Source organism: Pedobacter sp. 05L430, from assembly GCF_056397585.1.
This window is the reverse complement of record NZ_JBFTNT010000003.1, coordinates 38,219-65,021: the sequence shown is the minus strand read 5'-3', so window position 1 is coordinate 65,021 and position 26,803 is coordinate 38,219. Positions and strand designations below refer to the sequence as shown.

Below are 26,803 nucleotides of genomic sequence, written 5' to 3'. Positions count from 1 at the left end.
GGTAAGCATGTTCAGTTTAAAAGGAAAATCAGCAATTATTACAGGCGGAGGAAGCGGAATCGGCAGGGCAATATCTGTTCTTTTTGCAAAACAAGGGGCTTTGGTTCATATCATAGAACTCAACTCAGAAGCGGCCTCAAATACAATAGATGAGATCACTAAAGCAGGCGGAAACGCAATAGGCTACAGCTGTGATGTAAGTAACCAGGCTCAGGTAATCGATATCTTTAACAAAATTGGAAATATAGATATCCTGATCAATAACGCTGGTATTGCCCATGTAGGAAAACTGGAGACCACCAGTGAAGATGATTTCACTAAGATCTTTAATGTAAATGTTAAAGGGGCTTATAATTGCTTATATGCGGCAATCCCGGCATTGAAAAAAAGCAGTTCAGCAGTAATCCTTAATATGGCTTCTATCGCTGCGTTGGTTGGCATTACCGACAGGTTTGCTTATTCTATGAGTAAAGGCGCAATTTATGCCATGACGCTCTCTGTCGCGCGCGATTATATGGCCGATGGCATCAGATGTAACAGCATTTCACCTGCACGGGTACATACGCCTTTTGTGGATGGCTTTATTGCCAAAAACTATGCAGGTCAAGAAGAAGCAGTTTTTGAAAAGCTATCTAAAAGTCAGCCAATAGGCCGCATGGGTAAACCAGAGGAAGTAGCTTCTCTGGCATTATACTTATGCTCAGACGAAGCTGGTTTTGTAACTGGAAACGACTATCCTTTAGATGGAGGATTTGTTAAATTAAATAACTAATTTGAGTTTTTAAAATAAATAGATATCAATGAAATTAATCAGATGGGGAGCAGCCGATCAGGAAAAAACCGGCGTTATTATAAACGATATTTGGTATGATACCTCGGCCTTTGGCGAGGACTATAATGAAAAATTTTTTAATGATAACGGATTAGCCAGACTGGATGCATTTGTTAAAGCAAATGAGGGTAAATTGGCCACAATTCCGGCAGGCACACGTTTAGGTTCACCAGTAGCGCGTCCTTCAAAAATAGTTTGTATAGGATTAAACTATGCCGACCATGCAAAGGAAACCAACGCACCAATACCACCTGAACCTGTTATTTTTATGAAGTCATCTACTGCTATGGTAGGGCCTTTTGATGATATTGTGATCCCTAAAAATTCTGTAAAAACAGATTGGGAAGTTGAGCTGGCAGTGGTAATCGGAAAAAAAGCATCTTACGTTGATGAGGCTGATGCCCTTGATTATGTTGCAGGTTACGTTTTACATAACGATGTATCAGAGCGTGAGTTCCAGATCGAAAGAAACGGAACCTGGGACAAAGGAAAAGGTTGCGATACTTTTGCACCTTTAGGTCCATTCCTTGCCACACAGGATGAAATTGCTGACGTCGATAACCTTAGACTTTGGCTTAGCGTAAACGGTAAAATAATGCAGGATGGAAATACTTCCAACTTTATATTTAACGTGCCTTTTGTAATTTCATATGTTAGTCAGTTCATGACTTTGTTACCTGGTGATGTAATTTCTACCGGAACACCGGCAGGTGTTGGATTAGGGTTTAATCCTCCTGTTTATCTTAAAGAAGGTGATGTTGTAGAACTTGGCATAGATGGCCTTGGCAGCTCAAAACAACAGGTTAAAAATTATGTTAAGAATTGATTCTCATCAGCATTTCTGGAAATATAATGCAGTAAGGGATAGCTGGATAACAGATGATATGGCGGTGCTGCAGGATGATTTTCTTCCAATGCATCTACAACCCGTTCTTGAGCACTTTAATTTCGATGGCTGCGTGGTGGTCCAGGCAGATCAGTCTGCTGCAGAGAATGCCTTTCAACTGCAAAATGCCAAAGATCACTCTTTTATTAAGGGCGTAGTCGGCTGGGTCGATCTGAGGGCTGCAAACATCAGTGAGCAGCTTGCCGATTTAAGCGAGCACCCTCAAATGAAGGGATTCAGGCATATTTTGCAAGGCGAAACAGACCGTGCCCTAATGCTAAAACCTGATTTTGTTAACGGAATAAGCAAGTTAAAAGATTACGGATTTACGTATGATATATTGGTTTTTCCGGATCAGTTAAAGTATGCAGCCGAACTGGTAGCTAAATTTCCGGATCAGCCTTTTGTACTGGATCATATTGCTAAACCGGATGTTAAAAATAAAAACATCGATGATTGGGCGCTTGACATACAAAAGCTGGCAGCTCATGAAAATGTATACTGTAAAGTATCCGGTCTGGTAACTGAGGCAGATTGGAAATACTGGAAAAAAGAAGACTTTACCCCATATCTTGATGTGGTTTTTGAAGCCTTTGGAACAAACAGGTTGATGTACGGGTCCGACTGGCCGGTGAGCCTGGTTGCAGCGGCTTACGGGCAGGTAGTAGATCTGGCTAAAGGCTATGTTTCCAAACTCTCAGAAAACGAACAAGCATTATTTTGGGGAGGTAATGCAACTAAATTTTACAATTTGAAATAAGCAATCTATGGATCTGCAATTAAAAGATAAAGTAATTATCGTAACAGGTGGTGCTAAAGGCATTGGCGAGGGCATTGTAAGGGTATTGGCCAAAGAAGGAGCCATTCCTGTTATCATTGGAAGAAACGAAGCCGATAATTTGAAAGTGGCCGATGATATAGCCGCAAACGGGGATAAAGTATTTCAGGTCGTTGCTGAACTAACTAATCCGGAAGATAATGCGAAGGCTATAGCCCAGGTGTTGGAAAAGTTCGGTAGAATAGATGGATTGGTGAACAATGCGGGCGTAAATGATGGGGTTAGCTTAACCAGCGGCAGCTACGAAAAGTTTATAGAGAGCTTACATAAAAATATCGTGCATTATTATTTAATGGCACATCATGCCTTACCATCACTCATCAAATCAAAAGGTGCTATTGTTAACATAGGCTCAAAAGTTGCTGATACTGGCCAGGGTGGTACATCCGCCTATGCTGCAGCCAATGGGGGCAGAAATGCGCTTACAAGAGAGTGGGCGGTTGAATTATTGCCGCATGGCATCCGTGTAAATTCTGTGATCGTATCAGAGTGTTATACGCCTTTGTATCAAACATGGATCAGCTCAATCCCTAATTCTGAAGAAAAACTGGCTTCTATTAAAGCTAAAATCCCATTGGGAAACAGAATGACAACTGCCGAAGAAATAGCCAACGCTACCGTGTTTTTGCTGTCAGAAGCCTCGAGCCATACTACAGGGCAACTGGTATATGTTGACGGCGGATATGTTCATTTAGACCGTTCCGTTAGCTAAAGAGAAAAAGAGAATGTGTTTCTCCTCCTGGAACACATTCTCTTTTTTTACCTCTCCTCTCCAATATTTTTTCCTGAAATTTAGCTGAGAATACTAAATTCCCTTGTCTCTTCCTTCAGCCAGGCCACCTCATCTTCATTCAAAAACGGACTAAGTTTCTCAAAAACCAGCGCATTATAACCATTAAGCCAGTCAATCTGATTTTGTTCCAGTAAATCCTTTTTAACAATCTTAGTGCTTATCGGCGCAATAGTTAAACACTCAAAAGCATAAAATTCATTAAACTCATTGCTTACATCCTTAATGGTGTTTACCAGGTTTTCAATTCTGATACCATGTTTCCCCGGACGGTAAATCCCAGGCTCAACAGAAGTGATCATTCCAAGTTCAATAGCAACGGGCGTTGCAGTTGGGTTAAATACCTGGGGGCCTTCATGTACATTTAAAAAATAACCAACACCATGTCCGGTTCCATGCCCATAGTTAAGCGCATAATCCCATAATGGTTTGCGCGTTATTGCATCAATCTGATAGCCACAAGTACCTTTTGGAAAGCGCGATTTACATCCGTCAATCATTCCTTTTAATACCAGCGTATAATCCATTTGTTCTTCTTCCGTATTGTTTCCCATTGGGATGGTACGGGTAATATCCGTTGTTCCATAAAAATACTGGCCACCAGAATCTACCAGGAACAACCCTTCGGCCTTTACTTCCGAATTGCTCTGCTCAGATGCTCCATAATGAGGCAGGGCTCCATGTGCTTTATAAGCACTAATCGTATTAAAACTATCCCCAACAAATCCTTCCTGGGCTGCTCTGAACTTACGCAATTCAGCAGCTGCAGAAAGTTCAGTAATTAAAGTCTTTCCAATGTTTTCCGAAAGCCATTTCAGGAAACGGGTAATCGCAACACCATCTTTAACCATTGCATTACGCGTATTGGCCAGTTCTGTTTCGTTTTTAATGGCTTTAAGCTGGGTAGATGGGTTGGTGTCTTTTATAACCCTAACCGTTTTTGGAATCAACTTTGAATACGCAAAACAGTTGCGTTTCGGATCAATGAATATGGAGCTGTTCTCCGGAATCCTTTTTAACGCATCCTCTATTTCTTCGTAATCAAATACCTCTACACCCTCTTTTAACAACTGAGCCTTATCATCAGCAGTTAATTTATCAGGGTTGATGAATATTTTAGCATGATCCTGGTTAATTAATGCAAAACTTAAAACCACGGGGTTGTAGCTCACATCGTTGCCGCGGATATTAAACAACCAGGCCATATCATCTAACGACGAAATTAAATGATAAGCCGCACCTTGTTTACTTAGTGCCGAACGAACTTCCGCAAGCTTACTGCTTACCGATTGTCCGATATGCTTTTCCGCTATCAAAAATGCGCTTTGATTTGGCAGCTCAGGTCTGTTTTCCCAAATAGCGCTTAAATAATCTTTATTGGCCAAACTGATGTTCTTAACCGAAAACTGTTGTGTAAACAGGTCTCCTAAAAGCAGCGATAGCAATTTCTCATTGCTGGCAACTACAGCGCCATTGTCCAGCTTTTCAATAAGCCATTGAATGTATTCAGGAGCATGTTGAACTTTTTGTTTCACCAGCTCAAAACCACTGTTTTCCAATTGTTCAGCAGCCTGCTCAAAATAACGGAAGTCGGCCCATAAACCAGCAAAATCTGCTGTTATTACCAATGTGCCCGCCGATCCGGTAAAACCGGAAGTAAAAGGAATGCATTTATAATGGTCYGGCAGGTATTCGCTAATGTGTGGATCTGCAGATGGAATAATATAAGCCTGTACATTGTCGGCTTGCATTTGTTTACGTATCGCGCTCAGTTTTTCCGGATAAGTCATATCTAGCTTTTTTATGTTATCCGACAAATCTATGGAATTATCTTTTTAACTCACCGGGTGAATATCCAAAATGCTTTTTAAAAGCTTTAGAGAAGTTATAAGGTTCATTATACCCTATGGTATAAGCAGCTTCATATACGGTACAGTTCGAATCTAACAGCATCTGCCGGGCGTAATTCATTTTCAGTTCATTTAAATACCCGAATACAGTTAATCCGAACAGCTCTTTAAAGCCTTTCTTAAGCATAAACTCATTTAGTCCCGCCTCACGTGCAATTCCGTTTAAGGTTAATGGATCAAACATCCTTTGCTGTACAAACTGTTTTGCAGCATGCAGCTTATCTACATTATGGCGTTCTATTTTAATGGGTTTCTGCCCATCTAAACTGTCAGCCTGTTCGGCCTGGAGCAGAAAAAGCTCAATAATTTTAGATTCAAAAAACAGCTGTTTCATATGTCCTGAATAAACACATTGCTGCATTTCATTAATCAGCAGTTGCTGTTTAGAGGTTACCGGCAGGGCATGTTTCGAGATTTCCGCCATTTTCCCGGCATCCACCTTGTCCCAGAACCGCTTTAAACAATCCATATCGGTTGCAAACAGCCTGCGAAAGAAAGGCTCATACAGCGAAATACCAAAGCTCTTGATCTCCGGACTGCTCAATGCATAATACCCATCAAAACTTGGCATAAATGAAATCACATGCTCATTGTCATTCAGCACATACCTGTCTTTGCTTTGCGCCTCCCATGCCGCACTTTGCCCTTGTAACGAAAAATACATGTTTAGGGTAGGCGTTTCCGTTTGTTCGCGCATGGTAATTTCATGCTCCTGTTTGCAGCTCGCGGCAAAAATATCTGCGCCATCAATTTTTATTTCACTGATGTTCATATAGCCCGATGCACCTAATTCGTCAGTATAGTGCAACTCGCAGGTTTCTGAGAGATCTGAAAGAAGGGGTGCTTTTAATTCATTGTCGTTCATAGGGTTAGGAGATGATGTTAAAGGCGCTTCACTAGAACGAATTTAGTCAAATTTTACTTTTTAAAAGAAGGAGTCAGGAAATTATTCCTTTTCGCATGGTTTATTCTCCTTCCAGAAGGGGTAGGTAAACGCATTTCAGAGCAATTTTGATAAACCAAATAATTAACCCGTTTACCTATAATTCGAAATCCCGATGAAGCAAGAATTTATAGAGATCAAAGGTGCCCGCGAGAATAACCTCAAAAATATTTCGCTGCGGATTCCAAAAAGAAAAATTACGGTATTTACCGGAGTATCAGGCTCGGGCAAGTCCTCTATTGTTTTTGATACCATCGGGGCGGAGGCCCAAAGACAGCTCAACGAAACCTTCTCCACTTTTATACGAAACCGCTTACCAAAACATAGCCAGCCTGATGCCGACGCCATAAGTAACCTTTCTACCGCAATTGTGATCGATCAAAAACGTTTAGGAGGTAATTCCAGATCTACAGTAGGTACCATAACAGATATTTATTCCATACTGCGTCTCCTGTTTTCACGAGTGGGCAAGCCTTTTATCGGCTATTCCAACGCGTTTTCCTTTAACGATCCTGCCGGAATGTGCCCCGAATGCAATGGCCTAGGAGAAACGGTAAAACTGAACCTGGATAAATTGCTCGATAAATCTAAATCACTTAACGAGGGCGCAATCCTATTCCCTATGTTCTCGGTAGGCAGCTGGTATTTTAACACTTATGCCTATTCCGGATTTTTTGATAACGATAAGAAGCTTCAAGATTATACCCAGGAGGAGTGGCAAACCCTGCTACATGGGAAAAGCAAGAAATTTCAGGTTAAAAAAGACAATGTGCCACTCAATGTCAATTTTGAAGGACTGGTCGATAAGTTTAACCGCATGTACATCAAGCGCGATACCAGTATCCTGTCCGAATCCATGCGGAGCACCCTTGAACGGTTTATCCTTTTTGCACCTTGCCCCTTATGTAAAGGAACACGGTTAAGTCAGGCCGCATTAAGCTGCAGAATAAACGGATATAACATCGCTCAGCTCACCAATCTTGAGGTCGATGAGCTCATTAAGATCATTGCCAAAATAGATGATCCCATAGCTGAAACCATGACTTCCGCATTAATAATGCGTTTACAACATTTAATAGATATCGGTCTGGAGTACCTGAGCCTTGACCGCGAGACAGCCAGCCTTTCAGGCGGAGAATCTCAGCGCATTAAAATGGTGAGGCACCTTGGCAGCAGCCTTACCGATATGATCTATATTTTCGATGAGCCGAGTGTAGGACTGCATCAGCATGATGTGCACCGTTTAAATGAGCTCTTATTGCAGCTTCGCGATAAAGGCAATACCATTCTTGTGGTAGAGCATGACCCTGAAGTGATCCGGATTGCCGACCATGTGGTAGATGTCGGCCCTCATGCAGGAACCCATGGAGGCGAAATCGTGTACCATGGAACAGTAGAGGGGTTGTTGAAATCAGACACCTTAACGGGTAACTGCATGAACCGGCAGCACTATGCAAAATCCTCCTATCGCAGTGCCAAAGGAGCCCTTACCGTTCATAACGCAAAACTGCATAACCTTAAAAATTTAACTGTAGCCATCCCAACGGGGGTTTTTACGGTGGTAACCGGGGTAGCCGGATCTGGTAAAAGCTCACTCATTAACCATGAGTTTATAAAGCAATATCCCGAAGCAATCATTATTGATCAGACTGCTGTGAGTACCTCAATTCGATCTAATCCTGCTACTTATACTGGCATTATGGACGAGATCCGCAGGCTCTTTGCCCAGCAAAATGGAGTAAGCGCTTCCCTGTTTAGTTTCAACTCAAAAGGAGCCTGCCCCAATTGTCAGGGCCTGGGGTTTATCTATACAGACCTTGCTTTTCTGGAGCCGGTAAAAACCGAATGCGAAATATGCAATGGCAAGCGCTTTAAAGAAGAAGTACTGGCCTATAGATTAAATGGCAAATCGATTAGCGAGGTGCTGGCCATGACTGTACAGGAAGCGGTAGATTTTTTTGATAAGAAGGAACTGAAACGCAAAATAGAAGCCATACTGGATGTAGGGCTCGATTATTTAACCCTCGGGCAGCCACTTAGTACACTATCCGGTGGCGAGTGCCAGCGCATTAAACTAGCCAGTAACCTGCACAAAAGAGGAAGCATTTATGTACTGGATGAGCCAACCACCGGATTACACATGTCCGATGTAGAACATTTGCTGCAAATCATGAATCACCTGGTTGATATCGGGAATTCCGTAATCGTAATTGAACATAATCTGGACGTGATCAAAAATGCCGACTGGATCATTGATATGGGGCCGGAAGGTGGCAGAAAAGGAGGAGAGGTTATTTTTACAGGAACCCCTGCCGAATTAATGGAATACCCCGGCTCATTAACCGGGCATTACCTCAATAAAGARAAGCAATTAATCCTATAAGCGATAAATACCTATGAAAACCAAAATCTATCTCATAATACTACTCCTCTTTTTTGCCGGCGGAATGGTTCAGGCTCAGGTAACTGATTCCCTGAATTATAAGTTCAGCCTAAAAGAGGCCATAGATTATGCGCTAAACCACCAATCGGCCGTGCTAAACGCACAGATTGATGAAGAAATAGCTAAAAATGATGTTAAAAAAACGGTGGGTACCGGCTTGCCGCAGGTCTCCACTACTTTTAACTTTCAGGATTACCTTAAAGTGCCAACAAGCTTGCTTCCGGGCGAGTTCTTTGGTCAGCCCGGCACACAAATTCCGGTTAAGTTCGGTGTAAAGTATAATTCTTCGGCAGGAATAGAGCTGAATCAGCTCCTTTTCGATGGAACTTATATTGTAGGCCTGCAGGCTTCAAAAACCTATAAGGAGCTGTCTGTCAGAACCAGCACAAGAACTAAAATTGAAACGGTAGTTGCCGTTACAAAAGCCTACTATTCGGTATTGGTCAATAAGGAACAGTTAACCCTTATCGATGCCAATTTGGTACAGCTCACCAAATCCTTTAACGATACCGAGGCGATGTTTAAAAACGGTTTTGCAGAAAAAATTGATGCCGACCGGCTGTTGGTGTTAAAGAATAACCTCGAAACGGAACGCGAAAATGCTACCCGCTCACTATCTATCAATATCGATCTGCTTAAGTTTCAGATGGGAATGCCGGTAACGGCTGCACTTGAGCCTGTCGACAAGATCAGTGACGTGCGCGCGCAACCCGTTTCGACTGCAGTGGCCGATACCTCTGCCTACAAGGCAAGAATTGAGTATTCCCTTTTAGAAACGCAGAAAAAGTTAAACCTGCTTGATGTGAAAAGGTACAAAAGTACTTTCCTGCCTACGCTAAAAGGTTTTGCAAGTGCTACCAAAAGTTTTCAGTCCGATAACTTCTCAAATCTGTACGACCAGAACTACCCTACATCGGTAATTGGTCTTACCCTTTCATGGAACCTGATCAACGGAGGTCAGCGGATTTATCAGTTGCGTAACGCCAAGCTTGTGGTAAAGCAAACCGAAAATCAGATGCAGGACCTCAAAAATGGAATCGTGAATGAAATCTCCACCACTCAAAAGCTGTACGCCAATAGCCAGCGCTCATTGGAAAATCAGGAAAGGAATTTAAAGCTTGCCGAAGAGATCCTCAGGGTTACCCGAATCAAATATGAACAGGGAATAGGTTCCAGCCTGGAAGTTACCACTGCCGAGACCTCTCAAAAGGAAGCGCAAAACAACTACATCACTGCTTTATATAACCTGCTCATCAATAAAGTGGATCTGGATAAAGCCACAGGAAAAATTAACTATTAAACAAGCAACATAAACTCATGAAAACAATATATAGCATCGCATTAGTTCTCTTTCTGGCTTCCTGCGGATCATCAGAAAAACCTAAGGACAAAAAAGCAGAGCTTGAACAACTCAAAAAAGACCGTACCTCTCTTAACGGAAAAATTGAACAGATCGAGAAAGAACTTGGTCAGAATAAAAGTCAGGCAGATACTAAAGATGTAACTGCTACTGAACTTAAGGAAACCGAATTCAGGAACTTCGTTGAGGTTCAGGGCAAGGTGGATGCGGAAGACAATGTGGAGGTCACTCCCGAATCCCCTGGTTCAGTAACTGCAATTTATGTTAAAGTCGGACAAAGCGTGAGCCGCGGTCAGGTACTCGCACAGATTGATGATAAAGTGCTACGCCAAAATATCGCACAATTACAAACACAGCTGGATCTGGCCACTACCGTTTTCAACCGTCAGAAAAACCTTTGGGATCAAAAAATTGGTACCGAGGTTCAATACCTTACCGAAAAAAGCAAGAAAGAGGGCCTCCAAAAACAATTGTCGGGCTTGCAATCTCAGGCCGCAATGAATAAGATCAAAAGTCCTGTTTCGGGTACTGTTGATGCCATGGAGCTTAAGTTAGGGCAATCCGTCGCGCCGGGAACACCTACAGGCATTCGGGTGGTTAATGCAAGCCGACTAAAAGTGAAAGCCCTTGTTTCAGAAAACTATGCCGCCAGGGTAAACCAGGGAGATGAGGTTGAGGTATCTTTGCCCGATGTGCCAGAGAACCTGCATACTAAAATCTCATTTGCCGCCAAAGTTATTGATCCGATATCAAGAGGCTTTAATGTAGAGGTTAAGCTGCCTTCCAGTAAAAAGTACCGTCCAAATATGCTGGCCATTCTTAAAATTATAGATTATAAAAATGATAGGGCACTAACGGTACCGGTCAATGCCATCCAAAAGTCCGAAGCTGGTGAATATGTTTTTGTAGCTATAAACGGCAAAGCCAAAAAAACAGATATCAAAACAGGAAAAATATCCAATAGCCAGGCAGAGGTCTTAACCGGATTAAAATCCGGCGATAAAGTGATTACCACAGGATTCCAGGATCTGAACGATGGCGATTCCGTAAAACTATAAATAAAGATTCATGATAATCTTACGATCATATGAAAGACGTCAATAAAGAATTCGGTCCATCCAGTTGGGCTATAGATAACCGCACAGCGATATATGTGTTTACATGTATCCTGATTCTGGCGGGGTATTTTTCCTACAACAGTTTGCCAAAAGAGAATTTTCCGGAAGTTGTAATTCCTAAAATATTCGTGCAAACCATATATCCGGGAACTTCACCTGCAAATATGGAGAACCTGATTACAAAGCAGCTCGAAAAGGAAATAAGGGGTACGCTTGGGTTAAAAAAGATCACCTCCAACTCCTTTCAGGATTTCTCATTTATTACCGCAGAATTTAATACCGGGGTCGATATCAAAGATGCAAAACAGCGGGTTAAGGATGCCGTTGATAAAGCAAAAACTGACCTGCCTTCAGATTTACCCGATGATCCGGTAATTATGGATATCAACCTCTCAGACCTCCCCATTATGTACATCAACATTTCCGGAGATTATGACCTGAAAAAACTAAAAGAGTATGCCGATGATATTGAAGATAGGGTAGAGGGACTGAAAGAAATCGCCGGGGTAGATATTGTGGGTGCCCTTGAGCCAGAGATCCAGATCAATGTAGATCTCCGTAAAATGGAGTCGGCGCAAATCTCATTTGACGATATCGGAAATTCAGTAAAGGCCGAAAACCTGACCATATCAGGAGGTTCAGTGAAAATGGATGGCATGCAGCGTACCTTAAATGTGAAAAAGGAGTTCGTAAATGCCGAGGAATTAGGCAATATGATTGTCAAGTCACAGGCAGGAGGCTCGGTTTACTTAAAGGATATTGCCGAAGTAAAAGATTCATTTAAAGAGCAAAACAGCTATGCACGCTTATACGGAAAAAATGTAATTACGCTAAATGTACGCAAGCGCAGTGGCGAAAACCTGATTGAGGCGTCTGACAAGATCAATGCCATGCTAAAGGAAATGAAGGGCACTTTACTGCCTTCTAAACTGGATATTACCATTACCGGTGATCAATCTGATCAGACCAGGATTACCCTGCATGACCTGATCAATACCATCATCATCGGTTTTATCTTAGTTACCCTGATCCTGATGTTCTTTATGGGCGTCACAAATGCGCTGTTTGTTGCCCTGTCCGTCCCGTTGTCCATGTTCATTGCCTTTCTCTCCATGCCCGTTCTCGGGGGGGTGTTCGATTTTAATTTCACCATGAACATGATGGTGCTGTTCTCCTTCCTGCTCGGACTGGGTATTGTGGTGGATGATGCCATTGTGGTGGTAGAGAATACACACCGGATTTTTGATAACGGAAGGGTTCCTATTGTGCAGGCTGCTAAAACGGCCACTGGCGAGGTTTTTATGCCCGTGTTATCCGGAACTTTAACTACCCTTGCACCGTTCTTCCCGTTGCTATTCTGGCCCGGAATCATTGGTGAGTTCATGTATTTCCTCCCGGTTACGCTTATTGTAACGCTTTCTGCCTCATTGGTGGTGGCATACATTATTAACCCGGTTTTTGCAGTCGACTTTATGAAACCGCATGATGATCATAAAGATCAGAAACCAAGGTTTGACAGAAAAGTAAAACGGACACTGCTTGTATTTGCAGGCATGGCCTTATTGGGCTACCTCATCAATATCGGATTCGGTAACTTTATCATATTGCTTGCCTTGTTATACCTGCTAAACCACTTCTTCTTAACAGGGGTGATCAAGAAATTCCAGACGGTAGTGTGGCCAAAAGCAATAAATAAATATCATAGTTTACTTACCTGGGCACTTAAACGTCCGCGTACCATGATCTGGAGTACAGTGGGCTTGTTTTTCTTTACCATGATTCTGGTAAACATTGTGCCGCCAAGGGTAGTGTTTTTCCCTACTGCCGACCCGAACTTTGTGTATGTCTATATTGAATTGCCGGTGGGTACAGATCAGGCCTATACCAACAAAATAGTCGAAAAGGTTGAGCAGCGGGTAGAAAAGGTAGTTGGCCAAAAGAATCCCGATGTATCTTCAATAATCTCCAATGTCACTGTAGGGGTAACCGACCCGCAAGGCGAAGACCAGGGCGAGTATACCAACAAGGGGAAGGTTACAGTAGCCTTTGTGGCCTATGGCAAAAGAACAGGAGAGCGCACCGTAAATTACCTCGGCAAGATCCGTGAAGYGGTAAAAGGGATTCCTGGAGCACAAATTTCGGTAGCCCAGGAACAAGGGGGGCCACCAACGGCCAAACCAATCAGTATAGAAATTACGGGCGATAACCTGGATTCCATTGCGGTGACTTCCGATCGCTTAAAAAAATACCTGGATAGCAGGCAAATTGCCGGGGTAGAAGAGCTTAAATCTGATTTTCAAAATAACAAGCCCGAAATTATTTTTGATATCGATCGGGAACGGGCCAATCGCGAAGGGATCTCAACCGGTCAGGTTGGCATGGCATTGCGTACGGCACTTTATGGTAAGGAAGTTTCTAAATACAGGGACATTAATGAAGACTATGAGATCAATGTTCGGGCAAGAGAAGATCAAAGGAACAACCTGGAAGCCTTACGAAACATGAAAGTGACCTACCGTGATATGGCAATGAACGGTGTTATTAGGCAAGTGCCTATATCATCTTTCGCAAATATAGATTATATCAATACTTATGGTGGTATCAAACGCAAGCAGCAAAAAAGAATCATAATTCTTTCCTCAAATGTGCTTTCAGAATACAATGCGAACGAGGTTGTGGCAAATATTCAGCGGGAGATAAATGAATTTAAAGCACCTGCCGGAATTGAAATAAAAATGGCCGGTGAGCAGGAAGAGCAAATGGAAACAGCTGCGTTTTTAGGCACAGCCTTAGTCAGCGCTTTGTTTATTATCCTCATTATCCTGGTACTGCAGTTTAATTCCATTAGTAAGCCGGTTGTTATTTTAAGTGAGATCCTGTTTAGCATTATTGGGGTATTACTGGGCGTTACCATCTTCGGAATGGAGTTGTCTATTGTAATGACGGGACTGGGAATTGTCGCCCTGGCGGGAATTGTAGTCCGGAATGGGATCCTGCTGGTCGAATTTGCCGACCTGATGGTTAGTCAGGGCATGGAAGTAAGAGAGGCCGTTATCGAAGCAGGCCGTACCCGGATGACCCCGGTATTACTTACCGCTACCGCAACTATGCTTGGCCTCATTCCGCTGGCAGTAGGTTTGAACCTTGACTTCGTGACTTTATTTACTGAGTTTAACCCACACCTTTATTTTGGAGGTGATAACGTAGCGTTCTGGGGCCCACTATCATGGACCATTATCTTCGGTTTGAGTTTTGCCACTTTCTTAACCCTGGTATTGGTTCCATGTATGTACTTGGTCGCCGATAGAAATTCTAAGAAAATAAAGCAATGGTTTAAAAAGTAACATTCGTTCTTCTTAAAGCGGCCGCCATAAGGCGGTCGCTCTTTGCCGCAGTCTCCTGCTAAAGCAGATGCCATCATCTCCGACGATAGGAGAAATCCCGTGATTATCCTCTCTCCATTCTAAGTTCCCAAGAAAGATTATTAACCCAGTGTCCTGTGAACCCCATGCCTATTGTCCTAAAACGGGGAATAAAGGAGAAAAAGTTGCCTCAGTATTAACCTTGTTTTTCGTTAAATGATCAGAAATGAGGTCATATTTAACAATGGCCGATTTTTTGCCTTTTTATTTGTAATAAGTTTGTGAAGTAATTTTTAATAATCGATTTTACATACCTTTGCGGGATTTTATTAAAAAGCTAAATTAATTTCTCTAATACATGAGCTATCAGGATTATAAGTGCAGGAAGTGCAATACAGATTTTCATTATCAGGTTCCACGCGGATTTGTGTTAAAACATTTGCTGGGATTTCTTCCTATACGAATTTACTGGTGCCCAAAATGTACTACAAACCGATATGTGTGGGTAGGCGATAAAGTTGAGGCTAAATAGCAGCCACTTAAAAATACCTATTTATGGGTATTGCTTGCTTAAGCGTTTTCCTTTTCCTTTGAGTAAATCTTCTGAATTTTCGATTCAGTTAAGATACCTGGATTTAATTAGATTATTATGAGAAGTCAAGTTGTAGGCAAATGGGTTGTCGCAAATGCGGTCGAAATAGACTATGTTGATGGGGCAGAAGTATTCAGAGCAGATATGTTTGCGTTGTCTGGTGCTTATCTTGAATTTAAAGAAGGAGAAAAAGGAAGCATATATGATGGCGAGGGCGATGTTGATGCTTTTACTTATACCGCCACAAAAGAAAATCTGGTCTTAAATTATATCGAGGGCGATGATGTCACTGTTTATCATATAAAGGAATTAACCGGTTCCACGCTTTCCGTATATGAAGAGCATATTGAAACCCAGAAAGGGATCGTACATAAAGAAGTCGTCGAAATTAACCTAATGAAATAGTTTTCCTAAAATTAACGCTCATGAAAACACTCAGCAAATTAATACTACTTATTTTATTATCAGCAAGTTTTATGGCTTGTGAAAAAAGCAGCGATGGTCCCTCAAATGAGAACCCGGGTCCCGTTAAGGGTCCTGTAATCGGTAATGGAGAGGTAGTGGATAATACACTGTATATGGCCTTCAAAACACCTGATTGGGAACGAAAGATCGACTGTACCCATCTTGATCTGGATCCTATCGGCTTAAACGATTCCACATCATATGTATCGGCAACATCGGCCTCTACAAATGAAACATTTTACTTTTCATTTCCCCGTGATAGCTCGGTTATGGTAAGGTCTTCCAATATTAAAAAGTATGGGATCACAAGAGTTGGGGCCAATAAAAAGCCCTTTGAGTTTTCACAAACACTTCCAATAATTGCAAATTCAACCACAAAATTAGTAAGTCTGTCCGGTTCCAGCTCCGATTCTTATAACGAAGTTTTAGAGATCAAGTATATAGGTGTTAAAGGGAATTATGCTCAATTTCAGATAAAATGCCGTTACAGCATGAGTATGGGGGAAGTCCTTAACGAAAGTAACAAGAGGTTGGTAACGGGGACTTTCCATTTTAAAGTTAAAACAAAACGAATATAGCGCTCTGAGATTTAATAGTTAATAATCGTAAAGCAGCCCTGGCATACCGGGGCTGTTTTCGTTTGTCAATAATAAATTGAAACAACCGTCATCTCTAACATTGCCCGTCGTCTTGAACATAGTGAGAGATCTCTTGCCTGAACCTCCCCCCCCCCACCCAACAACCCAATAGAGTCTTATTCAACTAAATGATTTATCGATAATCCTCTTTCATTTATGTGAATAATTTATAGCAGATAATGGATTTAGGTTTATACCGCCAAAAATATTGTTGGAATTGATTTTATGTCTTCAGTTGGTATAGTTATAAATTATATTGTGCACGATCTTTAATTGCTAGGGGGTCGTTAATAAAGGTGTTGTTTGTCAGGTACTTAATATTATATTTGTAAGTCAAATGACTTCCAATGAAAAAGCTCTTATTAATTCCAGTATTAGTGTTATTTTTTATATCCTGCCGTAAAAAGGATGCAGGGAAAGAATCTCCTGAAGGGAAATTGTACTCTGTTGAATTTTCGACAAGTTCATTCAATGTTGATTATAGCCCAGTTAAAACGGCAATATCATCAAATAAGAAAGTATCTTCAGTGGAGCCCTCGGATTCGAACTCAGGGGTTAACCACATTTATTATCTAGTTTACAAAGGGGATATCTACGTTAAGATGATTCATCAGGTTAGGACTGATCCGAAATTCGGGAAAATAAAAGATGAGCTTGCGAAAGGGCGTTATAATGTTGCTTTTTTTGCCTCAGGAGAACCATTAAACATCACTGCTCGCGAAAACAAATTGAATTTTGGAAAGCCGGGAACCGTAGTCTACTATGAAAGGTTTTTACTAGACCTTGAAGGAGACGTGAGGAAAAATGTCGAACTTCGAAGAATTACAGCGTTGCTGCGCATAAATATCGAAGATAATGTACCTATAAGCGTGAAAAAAATTCATTATGTAGTAAAGTATGAACTGTCGGGAGAAAATATATCTACGGAAATGAGAATATCGAGTGGAGAATTAGATACCTTCGATACTTTTTTTTTCACCCAAACAATGGTGGAGTCAAATTACGGGAAACCTATATCTTTGGATATTTTTCTTCCATACAGAATTAACGATTCGCATCCTCAAGAGGGTTCTAATGTCACCGTAGATATTTTTGCTTATGATTCCACTGAACAGGTCATTGCATCTGACAAAATTCGGTTTGTGATGATTGGTTTAGATAAAAAAGCCACGCTTTCAGGAAAATTATTTGACACAAATGGTGGTAGAGAAGGTATTCAAATTCGTCTGCCCGACACAACTCTTGAAGAGTTGCCAGTGATAAATTTTTAAAGTTTGCAACTATTATTGGGGTTCCTTTGTTAAGTGTCAGATACTATCATGGTGAACAAAGACTCTTAATATTGTGGTTGTATGTCTTTGACGTTCATTTTTATGGCTTTTTTATCTTGTGGTTATTTATATTGATTAGATATTTTGAATAGTTAAAAAATATTGGCACATAAATTTGTTAATAGCAGGTTTTATGTGTTCAAATCAATAACTTGAATAGGACAAACTTTGTTACTCAAAATAAGGGGCGTATTGAGTATGATGAATTGACGATTTGTGACTTAAAAGAAGACAATCAGGTGATTTATGTCATATAATTTTATTTTAATCTAAATGATATTATTGTTTTACATTTGATAAGGGATAACCTTGTTATTAACTGTATATATGAAAAAACTTTTACTACTAGTTCTATTCTTGCTAGGTTATTATTCTATAAATTTACATACATGAATATTTTACATCCATCTATAACAGATATAAAACAACTAGGGAAAGATATGCATCAGAAATACATAAGCGCTGATCCTTTCCCCAGTATTGTATTAGATAATTTTTTTAACGAGGAGTTTTTAAGCAAAGTGGCCGATGAATTTCCTGACTTGTCTAAACAAAAGGATGTAAAGAAATATGATAACCATAATGAAAAGAAGCTGGAAGCTTTGGGCGAGAAACACTTCAGTGAATCAGCACGTTTGCTGGCTCATTTTTTAAATTCACAGCCAATATTGGAATTTTTGCAGGAGCTTACGGGGATTAAGGAAACTTTACTACCGGATCCTTATTTTTTGGGCGGCGGCTATCATGAAATAAAATCAGGTGGTTTGTTAAAAGTGCATGCTGATTTCAATAAGCATGAATTAGCATTGGTGGATCGTCGCATTAACTTGCTAGTTTATCTTAATAAGGACTGGGATGAAAGCTACGGCGGACATTTTGAACTGTGGGATCGTGACATGAAGGAGGCGCGCACAAAGGTATTGCCGATTTTTAATCGGATAGCTATATTTTCAACCACCGATTTTTCATACCATGGTCACCCTAATGCGCTAGCCTGCCCGCCAGACAGGAGTCGGAAATCTCTGGCATTATATTATTATAGTAATGGCCGACCAAAAAGCGAGGTAAATCACAAACCGCATGGAACGCTATTTGTAAACCGATCAGGAACGAAAAATGATGTTACCAAAGAACCTATCACCTTGCGCAGCGTATTATATGATTTAACACCACCAATATTAATCAGGCTGGCTAAGAAAGTCATTCGATCAAATTAAGTATATATGAAAAAACCTTTACTACTAGCTCTATTCTTGCTAACTAATGTTACTGCATTTTCACAAATGAATGGCGACTATAATTATAGTATTGCCATCAGAGGATATAGTATGGTTGAGATGCCTAAAGTATTTAATGAAACCAGCTCTGATAAGTTTACAGACGCTTATTTTAACGGAGTGATGGTTAAATTTAACGACAACCAGTTTAGCTATCGTTTAAACGGGACCTATTATAATAAATCCAAAAAGTTTTTCAATGAGTGTGAAACATGCCAGGAAGCTGATGGTAAGCTTCTAGACTACTCCTTTAAATTAGGATTTGAAAAGAACTTTAATTATTCACGGATTCAACCCTATGTCGGACTTGATTTGGGCTATCGTTACAACAGGTTTAAAGGTAGCCTGCAGAATAGAAACCAATTGAGAGACGTGAGTGCAGATGCCGTAGGCCAGGAGATTGAATCTACTAAGCATGGAATTATGGTATCCCCGGTTATAGGGTTTAAAATCAATCCAATACCTCAGATTTCTATTTTCGCCGAAGGCACTCTGGATCTTTTGTACTCTTTCGAGAAGCAGAAAACGATTTTGCAGGATATTAATAATACCCGAACAGTCAATAACGACCGGACAACCGAATTTCTTTTGAATCCTTTTTCAGTAGGGATTCAAATCCATTTAGGAAGCAATAAATAGCTTTCTACTTCATATGTGCCTTTATTCGAGGTTTATCTTTTGCTTTCAAAGTAAATAATTCCGTATGTTTGCGTGAATAAATTGAACACACTTATCAATGAAACTGCATGAGCTTACCGCTCAAATCTAACTTAAACAAGTCTCATGCAAACTTCATAACACCTAAAGCGTAAACACACAGATGAAAATTGCCTTAATTACGGGAGTAACGGGACAGGATGGAGCCTATTTAGCTGAATTTTTGTTAAAAAAGGGATACTTTGTACATGGATTGAAAAGAAGATCTTCATCGTTTAATACAGAGCGTATAGATCACCTTTATCAGGATCAACACGAAAATAATGTAAATTTCAAATTGCACTATGGCGATTTAACCGATTCAACCAATTTAATTCGTATCGTCCAGGAAACCCAACCCGATGAGATTTATAACCTAGCTGCAATGAGTCATGTTAAGGTGAGTTTTGAAACACCTGAATATACTGCAAATGCAGATGGAATTGGAACACTTAGATTATTAGAAGCTGTTCGGATATTGGGTCTTACCAAAAAAACTAAAGTTTATCAGGCTTCTACTTCCGAGTTATATGGATTGGTTCAGGCTGTCCCTCAAAGCGAAACAACCCCTTTCTATCCACGGTCACCCTATGCGGCAGCAAAAATGTATGCTTACTGGATTACGGTTAACTACAGAGAGGCTTATGATATGTTTGCCTGCAACGGCATTTTGTTTAATCACGAAAGTCCAGTTAGGGGCGAAACCTTTGTTACCCGTAAAATCACTCGTGCGGCATGTAAAATAGCGCTGGGCCTGCAGAGCTGTCTATACCTTGGCAATCTCTCGGCACAACGCGATTGGGGTCACGCAAAGGATTACATCGAAGCCATGTGGTTAATCCTGCAACAGGAAAAGCCAGAGGATTACGTAATCGCTACAGGCGTTACGACAACGGTTAGAGATTTTGTTAAAATGAGTTTTGCCGAATTGGGAATTGAAATTGAGTTCAGTGGAAAAGACCAATACGAGCGAGGTGTAATTATTGATGTTGATCAGGACCTGGTTGTTCAACTTGGGTTAAATGACGAGTATTTAAAACCAGGTACTATTGTGGTACAGGTTGATGAAAAGTACTTCAGGCCAACAGAGGTTGATCTGCTATTGGGCGATCCAACAAAAGCCAATACCAAACTGGGTTGGAAACCTAAATATGATCTTCCGCTATTAGTAAAAGACATGGTTCATTCCGATCTGCATTTGATGAAAAAGGATGAGTACTTAAAGCAAGGCGGCTTTAAAACATTAAATTATTTCGAATAAGCTATTTCATACACTATCAATTACCTATGAAGTTTAAAAATATACTTACCGCATTATTTTTCTTCTTTGCCATTATTCTTTCTCAATCGGCATTTTCGCAAACCAATTATGCGGATGTAAAAGTTGATGACTTAACTGATACACAAATCCGACAACTGATGCAGAGAGCGGAATCGGTAGGATATAATGATGCTCAGCTGGAGCAAATGGCTGCAGCTCAGGGCATGAATGCCACTGAAATTCAGAAACTCCGTTTAAGGGTTGAGAAGATCAGAAAACAGGAAGGTGGCCAAAGTAATGATAAATCAGATACCAATGGTTCTAACAAAAATCAGCAAAATGGAAATGAGCTGGACAGAACCAGAGGGTTTGATAAGCAAAATGTACGCGATACCACTAAGAATAATAATAAAACCGATTCCAGCGGTAATCTGAAAACTAAGAAGGCTTTGGAAGAGGAAAAGCTTGAAGAAATGAAAAAGCTTTTCGAAGGCCTTAAACCTAAAATATTTGGTGAAGATTTGTTTAAAAATGAGAACCTTACTTTTGAGCCAAACCTTCGTATGGCTACGCCGAAAAGCTATGTAGTTGGTCCTGATGATGAATTGCTGATCGATTTAAGTGGCGACAATGAAGTCAACTATAAACTTAAGGTAAGTCCTGATGGCACCATTCGTTTACAATACGTAGGATTGATATCAGTAGGTGGATTAACCATTGAACAGGCCACTTCAAAGATCCGGTCAAGCATGGCAAGTACCTACCCAAGTTTAAGATCAGGCAGAACGAGTGTTGCCATAACTTTGGGTAATATCAGAAGTATTAAGGTTACCGTAATAGGAGAGGTCGTTAAACCAGGATCATACACCGTTCCTTCGCTGTTTACGGTATTTAATGCCTTATATGAATCAGGAGGACCGAACAGGAACGGGTCTTTCCGTAAAATACAGGTGGTTAGGAACAACAAAGTTGTATCTACTATAGATGTTTATGATTTTCTGTTAAACGGAATCCAGCTAAACAATATCCGCTTGCAGGATCAGGATGTGATAAATGTACCTGTGTATCAAACACGGGTTGAAATGGCCGGAGAGGTTAAACGCCCGGCATTGTACGAGGCCTTAAATACGGAGACTTTAGAAGACATGGTTAGGTTTGCCGGTGGATTCTCTAACGATGCTTATACGGCGCAGATCAAGGTACTTCAAAAAACAAATAAGGAACGTAAAATCACCGATGTTCCGGCTGACGATTACAATAAATACAATCCATTAAATGGCGACAAATATGTGGTCGAGGGTATTCTGGATCGTTTCGAAAACAGGGTAGAGATTTCAGGGGCCGTTTTCCGTCCGGGTCAGTTTGAGCTTGACGAGAACTTAACCTTAAAACAATTGATCGGCAAGGCTGATGGCTTAAAGGAAGATGCATTTTTAAACAGAGGCTATATCTCAAGGTTAAATGCAGACAACAGCTTATCACTTTTATCATTCGATGTGGCCAAAGTATTGGCCGGAACTGAAGCAGATATTAAGCTGCAGAGAGAAGATAAGGTGACTATTTCTTCAATATTCGATTTAAGAGAAGAATATAAAGTAACCATCCAGGGAGAGGTTAGAGAGCCGGGTACTTTCGAATATGGAGATAATATGAATCTGGAATCCTTGATCCAAATGGCAGGTGGTTTTAAAGAAGGTGCTACGCCAAATCGTATTGAGATATCAAGAAGGATTAAAAATAGTGATGCAACTTCGGCATCTGCACAAACTGCAGAGGTATTTACCGTTAATGTAGACCAGAATCTAAAAATTCAGGAGAAAGACTTTACTTTAAAGCCGTTTGATATAGTTTCCATTCGTACCTCTGAGAGCTATCAGGTACAGAGACAAGTAAAAGTTGAAGGAGAAGTGCTATATCCCGGAACTTATACCATTACAAAAAAGGATGAGCGCATTTCAGATATCATGAAAAGAGCGGGCGGCCTAAGTCCTTTGGCTTATGTAGAGGGAGCTTCTTTAAAACGTACAGGTGGTGCAGAAGCAAGAGCCATAGATAGTCTGGAGAGAAGAAAAGAAGAGAAGGAAAAGCTGATGAACTTGCAACGCTTGAAGCAGTCTGGGGCTAAGGACACAACCACATTTGAAAAAGATATACAGGTTCTGCGTAGTGATCTGGTAGGTATTGATTTAGTGAGAATCCTAAAAAAACCACTATCTAGAAATGATTTGATTGTAGAGGATGGAGATGTAATACGTGTTCCTAAGGAACTGCAAACAGTAAGAGTAACTGGAGAGGTTTTAAAACCAAACAGTATAGTTTATATTAAAGGCAGAAGCTTTAAAGGATACGTTGATGGTGCTGGAGGTTTTAGTTATAACGCCTATAAAAAGGGTGCTTATATTGTATATTCTAATGGATCAGTGGCAGCAGCGAAGAAATTCTTGTTCTTTAATAATTACCCTCAGGTTAAGCCAGGTGCAGAGATTTTTGTGCCAAAACGTGCTGAGAGAGAAAAAATGAACGTTCAGGCTTGGATAGGAATTAGTACAGCTTTTGCATCATTAGCAGCAATAGTAGTTAGTTTGTTAAGGTAATTGATTGTCTGATCGATATGAGTCTAGGAAATATAAATAATCAATCAAATGTCTCTTCAGATGAGATTTCTTTAAAAGAGCTATTACTTAAAATAAGGGAATGGTGGCAATACCTTTTATCTAAATGGGCTATTATACTTGCTTTTGGCGTATTAGGTTCTTTATTGGGATTTACTTATGCTTATTTCAAAAAAGCTGTTTACACCGCTACGACAACCTTTGTTTTGGAGGATGGGGGATCAAATACAGCAGGAGCGTTAGGAAATCTAGGTGGATTGGCATCCATAGCTGGAATTGATATTGGTGGGAGCGGAGGTATCTTTCAGGGTGATAATATACTTGAGTTGTATAAGTCACGTAGTATGATTGAGAAAACATTACTAACTGAAGTTCAATATGAAAACCGAAAAGTACCATTGGTAGACCTTTATGTCGAATTTAATAAGCTCAAAGAGAGCTGGGATAAATCTACTAATCTAAAGAACATCTATTTTAAAAAGTCATTGAAATATAGTCGGTTACAGGATAGTGTTTTAGGAATTATTGTTCAGAGTATTAATGCAAATATTTTAAAGGTTTCAAAACCTGATAAGAAATTAAGTATAATTAAGGTAGAGGTTAAGTCTTCAAATGAATTTTTTTCCAAAGCTTTCAATGATGAGATTGTTAAAAATGTAAATGATTTTTATGTCCAGACTAAGACAAGAAAATCATTAGATAATATTTCTATTTTGCAACAAAAAACGGATTCCGTAAGGATGGTTATGAATGGGGCAATCTATAAAGCTGCTGAAGTAGCGGATGCAACTCCTAATTTGAATCCAACTCGCCAAACTCAAAGAATTGCACCTGTGCAGAAATCTCAGTTTAATGCTGAAACAAATAAAGCTATACTTGCTGAGTTAGTTAAGAATCTGGAATTATCTAAAATTTCTCTTCGTAAAGAAGCTCCTTTGATCCAGGTTGTTGATTACCCTGTCTTTCCTTTGGAGAAAGATAAGTTCGGAAAATTAAGAGGGATTATTGCGGGAGGGGGAATAGCAGGATTCCTGATATGTTTAGTTTTAATAGGCAGAAGGCTTCTGAAAAAAATTCTAGAATAAAAGATATGGATATTTTAAACTTAATTGGACGTAGGCAAGAATTATTCGAAAATGACATCAATATTTGTGAACAGGAGTTAAGCGATGTTGTAGGAATCTCTAAATTCTTAGTTATTGGAGGTGCCGGTTCTATCGGTCAAGCTGTTGCAAAAGAGATCTTCAAAAGAAATCCATTAAAACTTCATGTGGTTGATATTAGTGAAAATAAGATGGTAGAGCTGGTACGTGATATTAGAAGCTCTTTCGGATATATAGATGGTGATTTTCAGACGTTCGCGCTAGAGATGATCGGCAAAAAGGCCGCGCATCTGGCGAGAATGTAGTATACGTCCCAATAGAATATTCCGCCATACAAAATGTGATGGATAAACTGTTTTCAATTGATCTATGTATTAAATGAGCTAACGCTTATTAAAAAAAGCAATGTAAACGAATTTAAGAAAATTAAAAAGATAGTATTGCCGGAAGAAAGAAGTGTTGATATTGATACAATGGCAGGTTGAGTTCTAGCCGAGTATTATTAAGTATTTTTAACAAATAGAATGAAATTATTTAAGTCATTTTCCCTTTATACTATTGCCTCCTTTACAGAAGCAGCGATAGCCTTTCTTCTGCTACCGCTCTTCACATTCTATTTAACCACAAAAGATTTTGGGACTTTGTCTTTGCTTACCTCAATTTTTAGTTTTACTATGCCGTTAGTTGCCCTTGGGGCTCAAGGGGCAATATCGGTGGCTTATTTTAGAGAAGATAAAGCTAATTATCCCAGTTATTTTTCTTCTGCTATTTTTTCGCCATTTATCTCAACACTTATCATTTTCTCATTGGTTTTTGTATTTGGTTCTTTTATAGGGAATTATCTGAAGATATCAATATATTGGATCATGTGTGTGCCTATTTTTTGTTTTCTGTCTTTTTTTAATAATTTGGTTTTAGTAGATTTTCAAATTAAGAAGGAACCAATTAATTATGTTGTCTTTAGCCTTTCATCTTCTACCATAAATGTTTTGCTCTCTTTATTATTGGTTATTGTATTCAAATTTGGGTATGCTGGTAGGCTTCTTGGACAGTACTTTTCTATTTTTTTATTCTCTCTTATAGGAATATTCATCCTGTACAAGAAAAGAAAAATCCTGATCAAACAAATCAATTTCAAATACGTAAAGGATGCCTTATGGTTTGGTTTCCCGTTAATACCTCATGCTATAGGTGGGATGGTTATTAATATGTCTGATCGTTTGTTTATCGATCATTTTTATAGTAAAGAGCAGTTAGGGATTTATAACATTGGATATGTGATCGGATCTGCCATCTCTATTTTGAGTACCGGGTTTGCTCAGGTAATTGTGCCTTTTAGTTATGAGTTATTTGCTAAAAATACGGTGGCATCTAAAATAAAGGTTGTTAAAGTATATTGGTTATTTATAGCACTTCTAGCCTTTGTTGTTTTTTTTGTGTGGTTAGTTACCCCTTTAGTGTTTAAATGGTTTATCGATCCGAAGTTTATAGAAGGAAGTAAATACGTAATTTGGATAACTGTCGGATATTTTTTTCAGGGTCTATATTTATTATTTGCTAATATTATTTTCTATCTAAAGAAAACCAAAGTATTGTTTTATGTTTCATTCTTAAATGTTTTTGTTAACCTGAGTCTTAATTATTTTCTAATTCCCTGGTTAGGACCGATAGGTGCAGCTTATGCAACGTGCATAAGTTTCTTTGTGTTCTTTGTTACAGTTGGGGGCTTTTGTCATAGTGTTTATCCATTGCCTTGGTTAGGAGCTTTTACTAAAACAACAGTAGATTATGATGAAAATTATAAATAAAATTTTAGCGAAAGTGCATTCTATTCTAAAAGGGGCATATCACGCTAACTTATATGATAGTTATAGAACAAGCTATAATATCCATGAGTCTTTTTTCTTTAATGGAGAAGGGATATTATTTTATGGCGATGGAGAAATTAATATTGCTGAAAATAGTTATATAGGACGGTTCTCCATAATTCAGATTGGCAAAGGGGAAAAAGTAGAAATTGGTAAAAATTGTAGCATTGGACCATTTTTGAAAATCTGGACAAATACCGCTGAAGTAGATTCAGATTTTAATTTTCCGGATAAAAAACTAAGTAAGTTTGGGAGCGTGATAATCAAAGATGCTGTATGGATCGGTGCGAACGTCTTTATTTCGCCGGGTGTTACAATTGGATCAAATGCCGTTGTGGGTGCAAATGCAGTTGTAACTAAGGATGTTCCCGACTTTGCTATTGTTGGTGGCATTCCGGCTAAGGTGTTAAGATTCAAAAATATAAATAAATATGGAGATTTCGATAAAAGCACATAAGATGTATATGTTCTGTGTGTT

The 26,803-nt window shown here is 39.8% G+C and carries 21 protein-coding genes; 19 read left to right on the top strand and 2 right to left on the bottom strand.

From position 1 onward, the window contains the following. The first annotated feature begins 7 nt into the window (after window positions 1-7). From AC1DG9_RS01785 to AC1DG9_RS01770, 4 genes are read left to right on the top strand one after another with little or no spacing between them, the layout of a single operon-like run. Window positions 8-772, top strand: a complete 765-nt coding sequence (locus AC1DG9_RS01785; RefSeq protein ID WP_288883122.1) for an SDR family NAD(P)-dependent oxidoreductase — start codon at window positions 8-10, stop codon at window positions 770-772. A gap of 28 nt (window positions 773-800) precedes the next feature. After that, a complete protein-coding gene (locus tag AC1DG9_RS01780) occupies window positions 801-1,658 on the top strand; it encodes a fumarylacetoacetate hydrolase family protein (RefSeq protein WP_172662082.1) in 858 nt (285 codons plus the stop codon). Beyond that, on the top strand, window positions 1,645-2,478 hold the full coding sequence (locus tag AC1DG9_RS01775; protein ID WP_337717990.1) for an amidohydrolase family protein: 834 nt from the start codon (window positions 1,645-1,647) through the stop codon (window positions 2,476-2,478). The genes AC1DG9_RS01780 and AC1DG9_RS01775 overlap by 14 nt, the downstream gene beginning before the upstream one ends. Before the next feature lie 7 nt (window positions 2,479-2,485). After that, the gene (locus AC1DG9_RS01770; protein ID WP_337717992.1) at window positions 2,486-3,268 is read left to right on the top strand and encodes an SDR family oxidoreductase; all 783 of its coding nucleotides are present in this window, start codon (window positions 2,486-2,488) and stop codon (window positions 3,266-3,268) included. A gap of 80 nt (window positions 3,269-3,348) precedes the next feature. Here AC1DG9_RS01770 and AC1DG9_RS01765 read toward each other — a convergent pair whose 3' ends face one another. After that, the gene (locus AC1DG9_RS01765; RefSeq protein ID WP_337717994.1) at window positions 3,349-5,136 is read right to left on the bottom strand and encodes an aminopeptidase P family protein; all 1,788 of its coding nucleotides are present in this window, start codon (window positions 5,134-5,136) and stop codon (window positions 3,349-3,351) included. Window positions 5,137-5,173: 37 nt separating this feature from the next. Continuing rightward, window positions 5,174-6,121 carry a helix-turn-helix transcriptional regulator gene (locus AC1DG9_RS01760; RefSeq protein WP_288883128.1) on the bottom strand — a complete coding sequence of 316 codons (948 nt, stop codon included), beginning with the start codon at window positions 6,119-6,121 and terminating at the stop codon, window positions 5,174-5,176. Between the two features lie 193 nt (window positions 6,122-6,314). On the opposite strand from AC1DG9_RS01760, the gene AC1DG9_RS01755 reads away from it, so the two are divergent. The 15 genes from AC1DG9_RS01755 to AC1DG9_RS01685 all read left to right on the top strand — a co-directional run bounded on the left by AC1DG9_RS01755 (window position 6,315) and on the right by AC1DG9_RS01685 (window position 26,782). Further along, window positions 6,315-8,582: an ATP-binding cassette domain-containing protein gene (locus AC1DG9_RS01755; protein WP_172662077.1), complete on the top strand. Its 2,268-nt coding sequence runs from the start codon at window positions 6,315-6,317 to the stop codon at window positions 8,580-8,582. A gap of 13 nt (window positions 8,583-8,595) precedes the next feature. Continuing rightward, complete coding sequence (locus AC1DG9_RS01750) at window positions 8,596-9,942, top strand: TolC family protein (RefSeq protein ID WP_172662076.1); 1,347 nt, start codon at window positions 8,596-8,598, stop codon at window positions 9,940-9,942. 17 nt (window positions 9,943-9,959) lie between these two features. Next, window positions 9,960-11,060 carry an efflux RND transporter periplasmic adaptor subunit gene (locus AC1DG9_RS01745; RefSeq protein ID WP_337717995.1) on the top strand — a complete coding sequence of 367 codons (1,101 nt, stop codon included), beginning with the start codon at window positions 9,960-9,962 and terminating at the stop codon, window positions 11,058-11,060. 29 nt (window positions 11,061-11,089) lie between these two features. After that, window positions 11,090-14,464: an efflux RND transporter permease subunit gene (locus AC1DG9_RS01740; protein WP_477634248.1), complete on the top strand. Its 3,375-nt coding sequence runs from the start codon at window positions 11,090-11,092 to the stop codon at window positions 14,462-14,464. A 667-nt stretch (window positions 14,465-15,131) separates the two neighbouring features. Then, on the top strand, window positions 15,132-15,479 hold the full coding sequence (locus AC1DG9_RS01735) for a lipocalin family protein (protein ID WP_337717998.1): 348 nt from the start codon (window positions 15,132-15,134) through the stop codon (window positions 15,477-15,479). 20 nt (window positions 15,480-15,499) lie between these two features. Then, window positions 15,500-16,117, top strand: a complete 618-nt coding sequence (locus tag AC1DG9_RS01730) for a hypothetical protein (protein ID WP_337718000.1) — start codon at window positions 15,500-15,502, stop codon at window positions 16,115-16,117. A 407-nt stretch (window positions 16,118-16,524) separates the two neighbouring features. Further along, complete coding sequence (locus AC1DG9_RS01725) at window positions 16,525-17,448, top strand: hypothetical protein (protein ID WP_337718002.1); 924 nt, start codon at window positions 16,525-16,527, stop codon at window positions 17,446-17,448. 449 nt (window positions 17,449-17,897) lie between these two features. Continuing rightward, entirely contained in the window at window positions 17,898-18,725 is an 828-nt protein-coding gene (locus AC1DG9_RS01720; RefSeq protein ID WP_337718004.1) for a 2OG-Fe(II) oxygenase, read from the top strand. A 6-nt stretch (window positions 18,726-18,731) separates the two neighbouring features. Then, the gene (locus tag AC1DG9_RS01715; protein WP_337718006.1) at window positions 18,732-19,424 is read left to right on the top strand and encodes a hypothetical protein; all 693 of its coding nucleotides are present in this window, start codon (window positions 18,732-18,734) and stop codon (window positions 19,422-19,424) included. A 181-nt stretch (window positions 19,425-19,605) separates the two neighbouring features. Further along, complete coding sequence (gene gmd / locus AC1DG9_RS01710) at window positions 19,606-20,742, top strand: GDP-mannose 4,6-dehydratase (protein ID WP_337718007.1); 1,137 nt, start codon at window positions 19,606-19,608, stop codon at window positions 20,740-20,742. 26 nt (window positions 20,743-20,768) lie between these two features. After that, entirely contained in the window at window positions 20,769-23,336 is a 2,568-nt protein-coding gene (locus tag AC1DG9_RS01705; protein WP_337718009.1) for an SLBB domain-containing protein, read from the top strand. A gap of 17 nt (window positions 23,337-23,353) precedes the next feature. Then, window positions 23,354-24,439 carry a Wzz/FepE/Etk N-terminal domain-containing protein gene (locus tag AC1DG9_RS01700; RefSeq protein ID WP_337718010.1) on the top strand — a complete coding sequence of 362 codons (1,086 nt, stop codon included), beginning with the start codon at window positions 23,354-23,356 and terminating at the stop codon, window positions 24,437-24,439. Window positions 24,440-24,444: 5 nt separating this feature from the next. After that, on the top strand, window positions 24,445-24,762 hold the full coding sequence (locus AC1DG9_RS01695) for a polysaccharide biosynthesis protein (RefSeq protein WP_337718012.1): 318 nt from the start codon (window positions 24,445-24,447) through the stop codon (window positions 24,760-24,762). Between the two features lie 219 nt (window positions 24,763-24,981). Then, window positions 24,982-26,265, top strand: coding sequence for an oligosaccharide flippase family protein (locus AC1DG9_RS01690; protein WP_337718014.1), 1,284 nt, complete (start codon window positions 24,982-24,984; stop codon window positions 26,263-26,265). Continuing rightward, on the top strand, window positions 26,246-26,782 hold the full coding sequence (locus AC1DG9_RS01685) for an acyltransferase (protein WP_337718017.1): 537 nt from the start codon (window positions 26,246-26,248) through the stop codon (window positions 26,780-26,782). Before AC1DG9_RS01690 ends, AC1DG9_RS01685 begins: the two co-directional genes overlap by 20 nt. Window positions 26,783-26,803 lie beyond the last annotated feature (21 nt).

Excerpts from the sequence above, each read along its gene's own strand:
- gmd (WP_337718007.1), top strand. The coding sequence starts at position 19,606 with ATGAAAATTGCCTTAATTACGGGAGTAACGGGACAGGATGGAGCCTAT.
- AC1DG9_RS01725 (WP_337718002.1), top strand. The coding sequence starts at position 16,525 with ATGAAAAAGCTCTTATTAATTCCAGTATTAGTGTTATTTTTTATATCC.
- AC1DG9_RS01730 (WP_337718000.1), top strand. The coding sequence starts at position 15,500 with ATGAAAACACTCAGCAAATTAATACTACTTATTTTATTATCAGCAAGT.
- AC1DG9_RS01750 (WP_172662076.1), top strand. The coding sequence starts at position 8,596 with ATGAAAACCAAAATCTATCTCATAATACTACTCCTCTTTTTTGCCGGC.
- AC1DG9_RS01775 (WP_337717990.1), top strand. The coding sequence starts at position 1,645 with ATGTTAAGAATTGATTCTCATCAGCATTTCTGGAAATATAATGCAGTA.
- AC1DG9_RS01760 (WP_288883128.1), bottom strand. The coding sequence starts at position 6,121 with ATGAACGACAATGAATTAAAAGCACCCCTTCTTTCAGATCTCTCAGAA.
- AC1DG9_RS01770 (WP_337717992.1), top strand. The coding sequence starts at position 2,486 with ATGGATCTGCAATTAAAAGATAAAGTAATTATCGTAACAGGTGGTGCT.
- AC1DG9_RS01745 (WP_337717995.1), top strand. The coding sequence starts at position 9,960 with ATGAAAACAATATATAGCATCGCATTAGTTCTCTTTCTGGCTTCCTGC.
- AC1DG9_RS01785 (WP_288883122.1), top strand. The coding sequence starts at position 8 with ATGTTCAGTTTAAAAGGAAAATCAGCAATTATTACAGGCGGAGGAAGC.
- AC1DG9_RS01695 (WP_337718012.1), top strand. The coding sequence starts at position 24,445 with ATGGATATTTTAAACTTAATTGGACGTAGGCAAGAATTATTCGAAAAT.
- AC1DG9_RS01705 (WP_337718009.1), top strand. The coding sequence starts at position 20,769 with ATGAAGTTTAAAAATATACTTACCGCATTATTTTTCTTCTTTGCCATT.
- AC1DG9_RS01715 (WP_337718006.1), top strand. The coding sequence starts at position 18,732 with ATGAAAAAACCTTTACTACTAGCTCTATTCTTGCTAACTAATGTTACT.
- AC1DG9_RS01690 (WP_337718014.1), top strand. The coding sequence starts at position 24,982 with ATGAAATTATTTAAGTCATTTTCCCTTTATACTATTGCCTCCTTTACA.
- AC1DG9_RS01780 (WP_172662082.1), top strand. The coding sequence starts at position 801 with ATGAAATTAATCAGATGGGGAGCAGCCGATCAGGAAAAAACCGGCGTT.
- AC1DG9_RS01700 (WP_337718010.1), top strand. The coding sequence starts at position 23,354 with ATGAGTCTAGGAAATATAAATAATCAATCAAATGTCTCTTCAGATGAG.
- AC1DG9_RS01685 (WP_337718017.1), top strand. The coding sequence starts at position 26,246 with ATGATGAAAATTATAAATAAAATTTTAGCGAAAGTGCATTCTATTCTA.
- AC1DG9_RS01720 (WP_337718004.1), top strand. The coding sequence starts at position 17,898 with ATGAATATTTTACATCCATCTATAACAGATATAAAACAACTAGGGAAA.
- AC1DG9_RS01735 (WP_337717998.1), top strand. The coding sequence starts at position 15,132 with ATGAGAAGTCAAGTTGTAGGCAAATGGGTTGTCGCAAATGCGGTCGAA.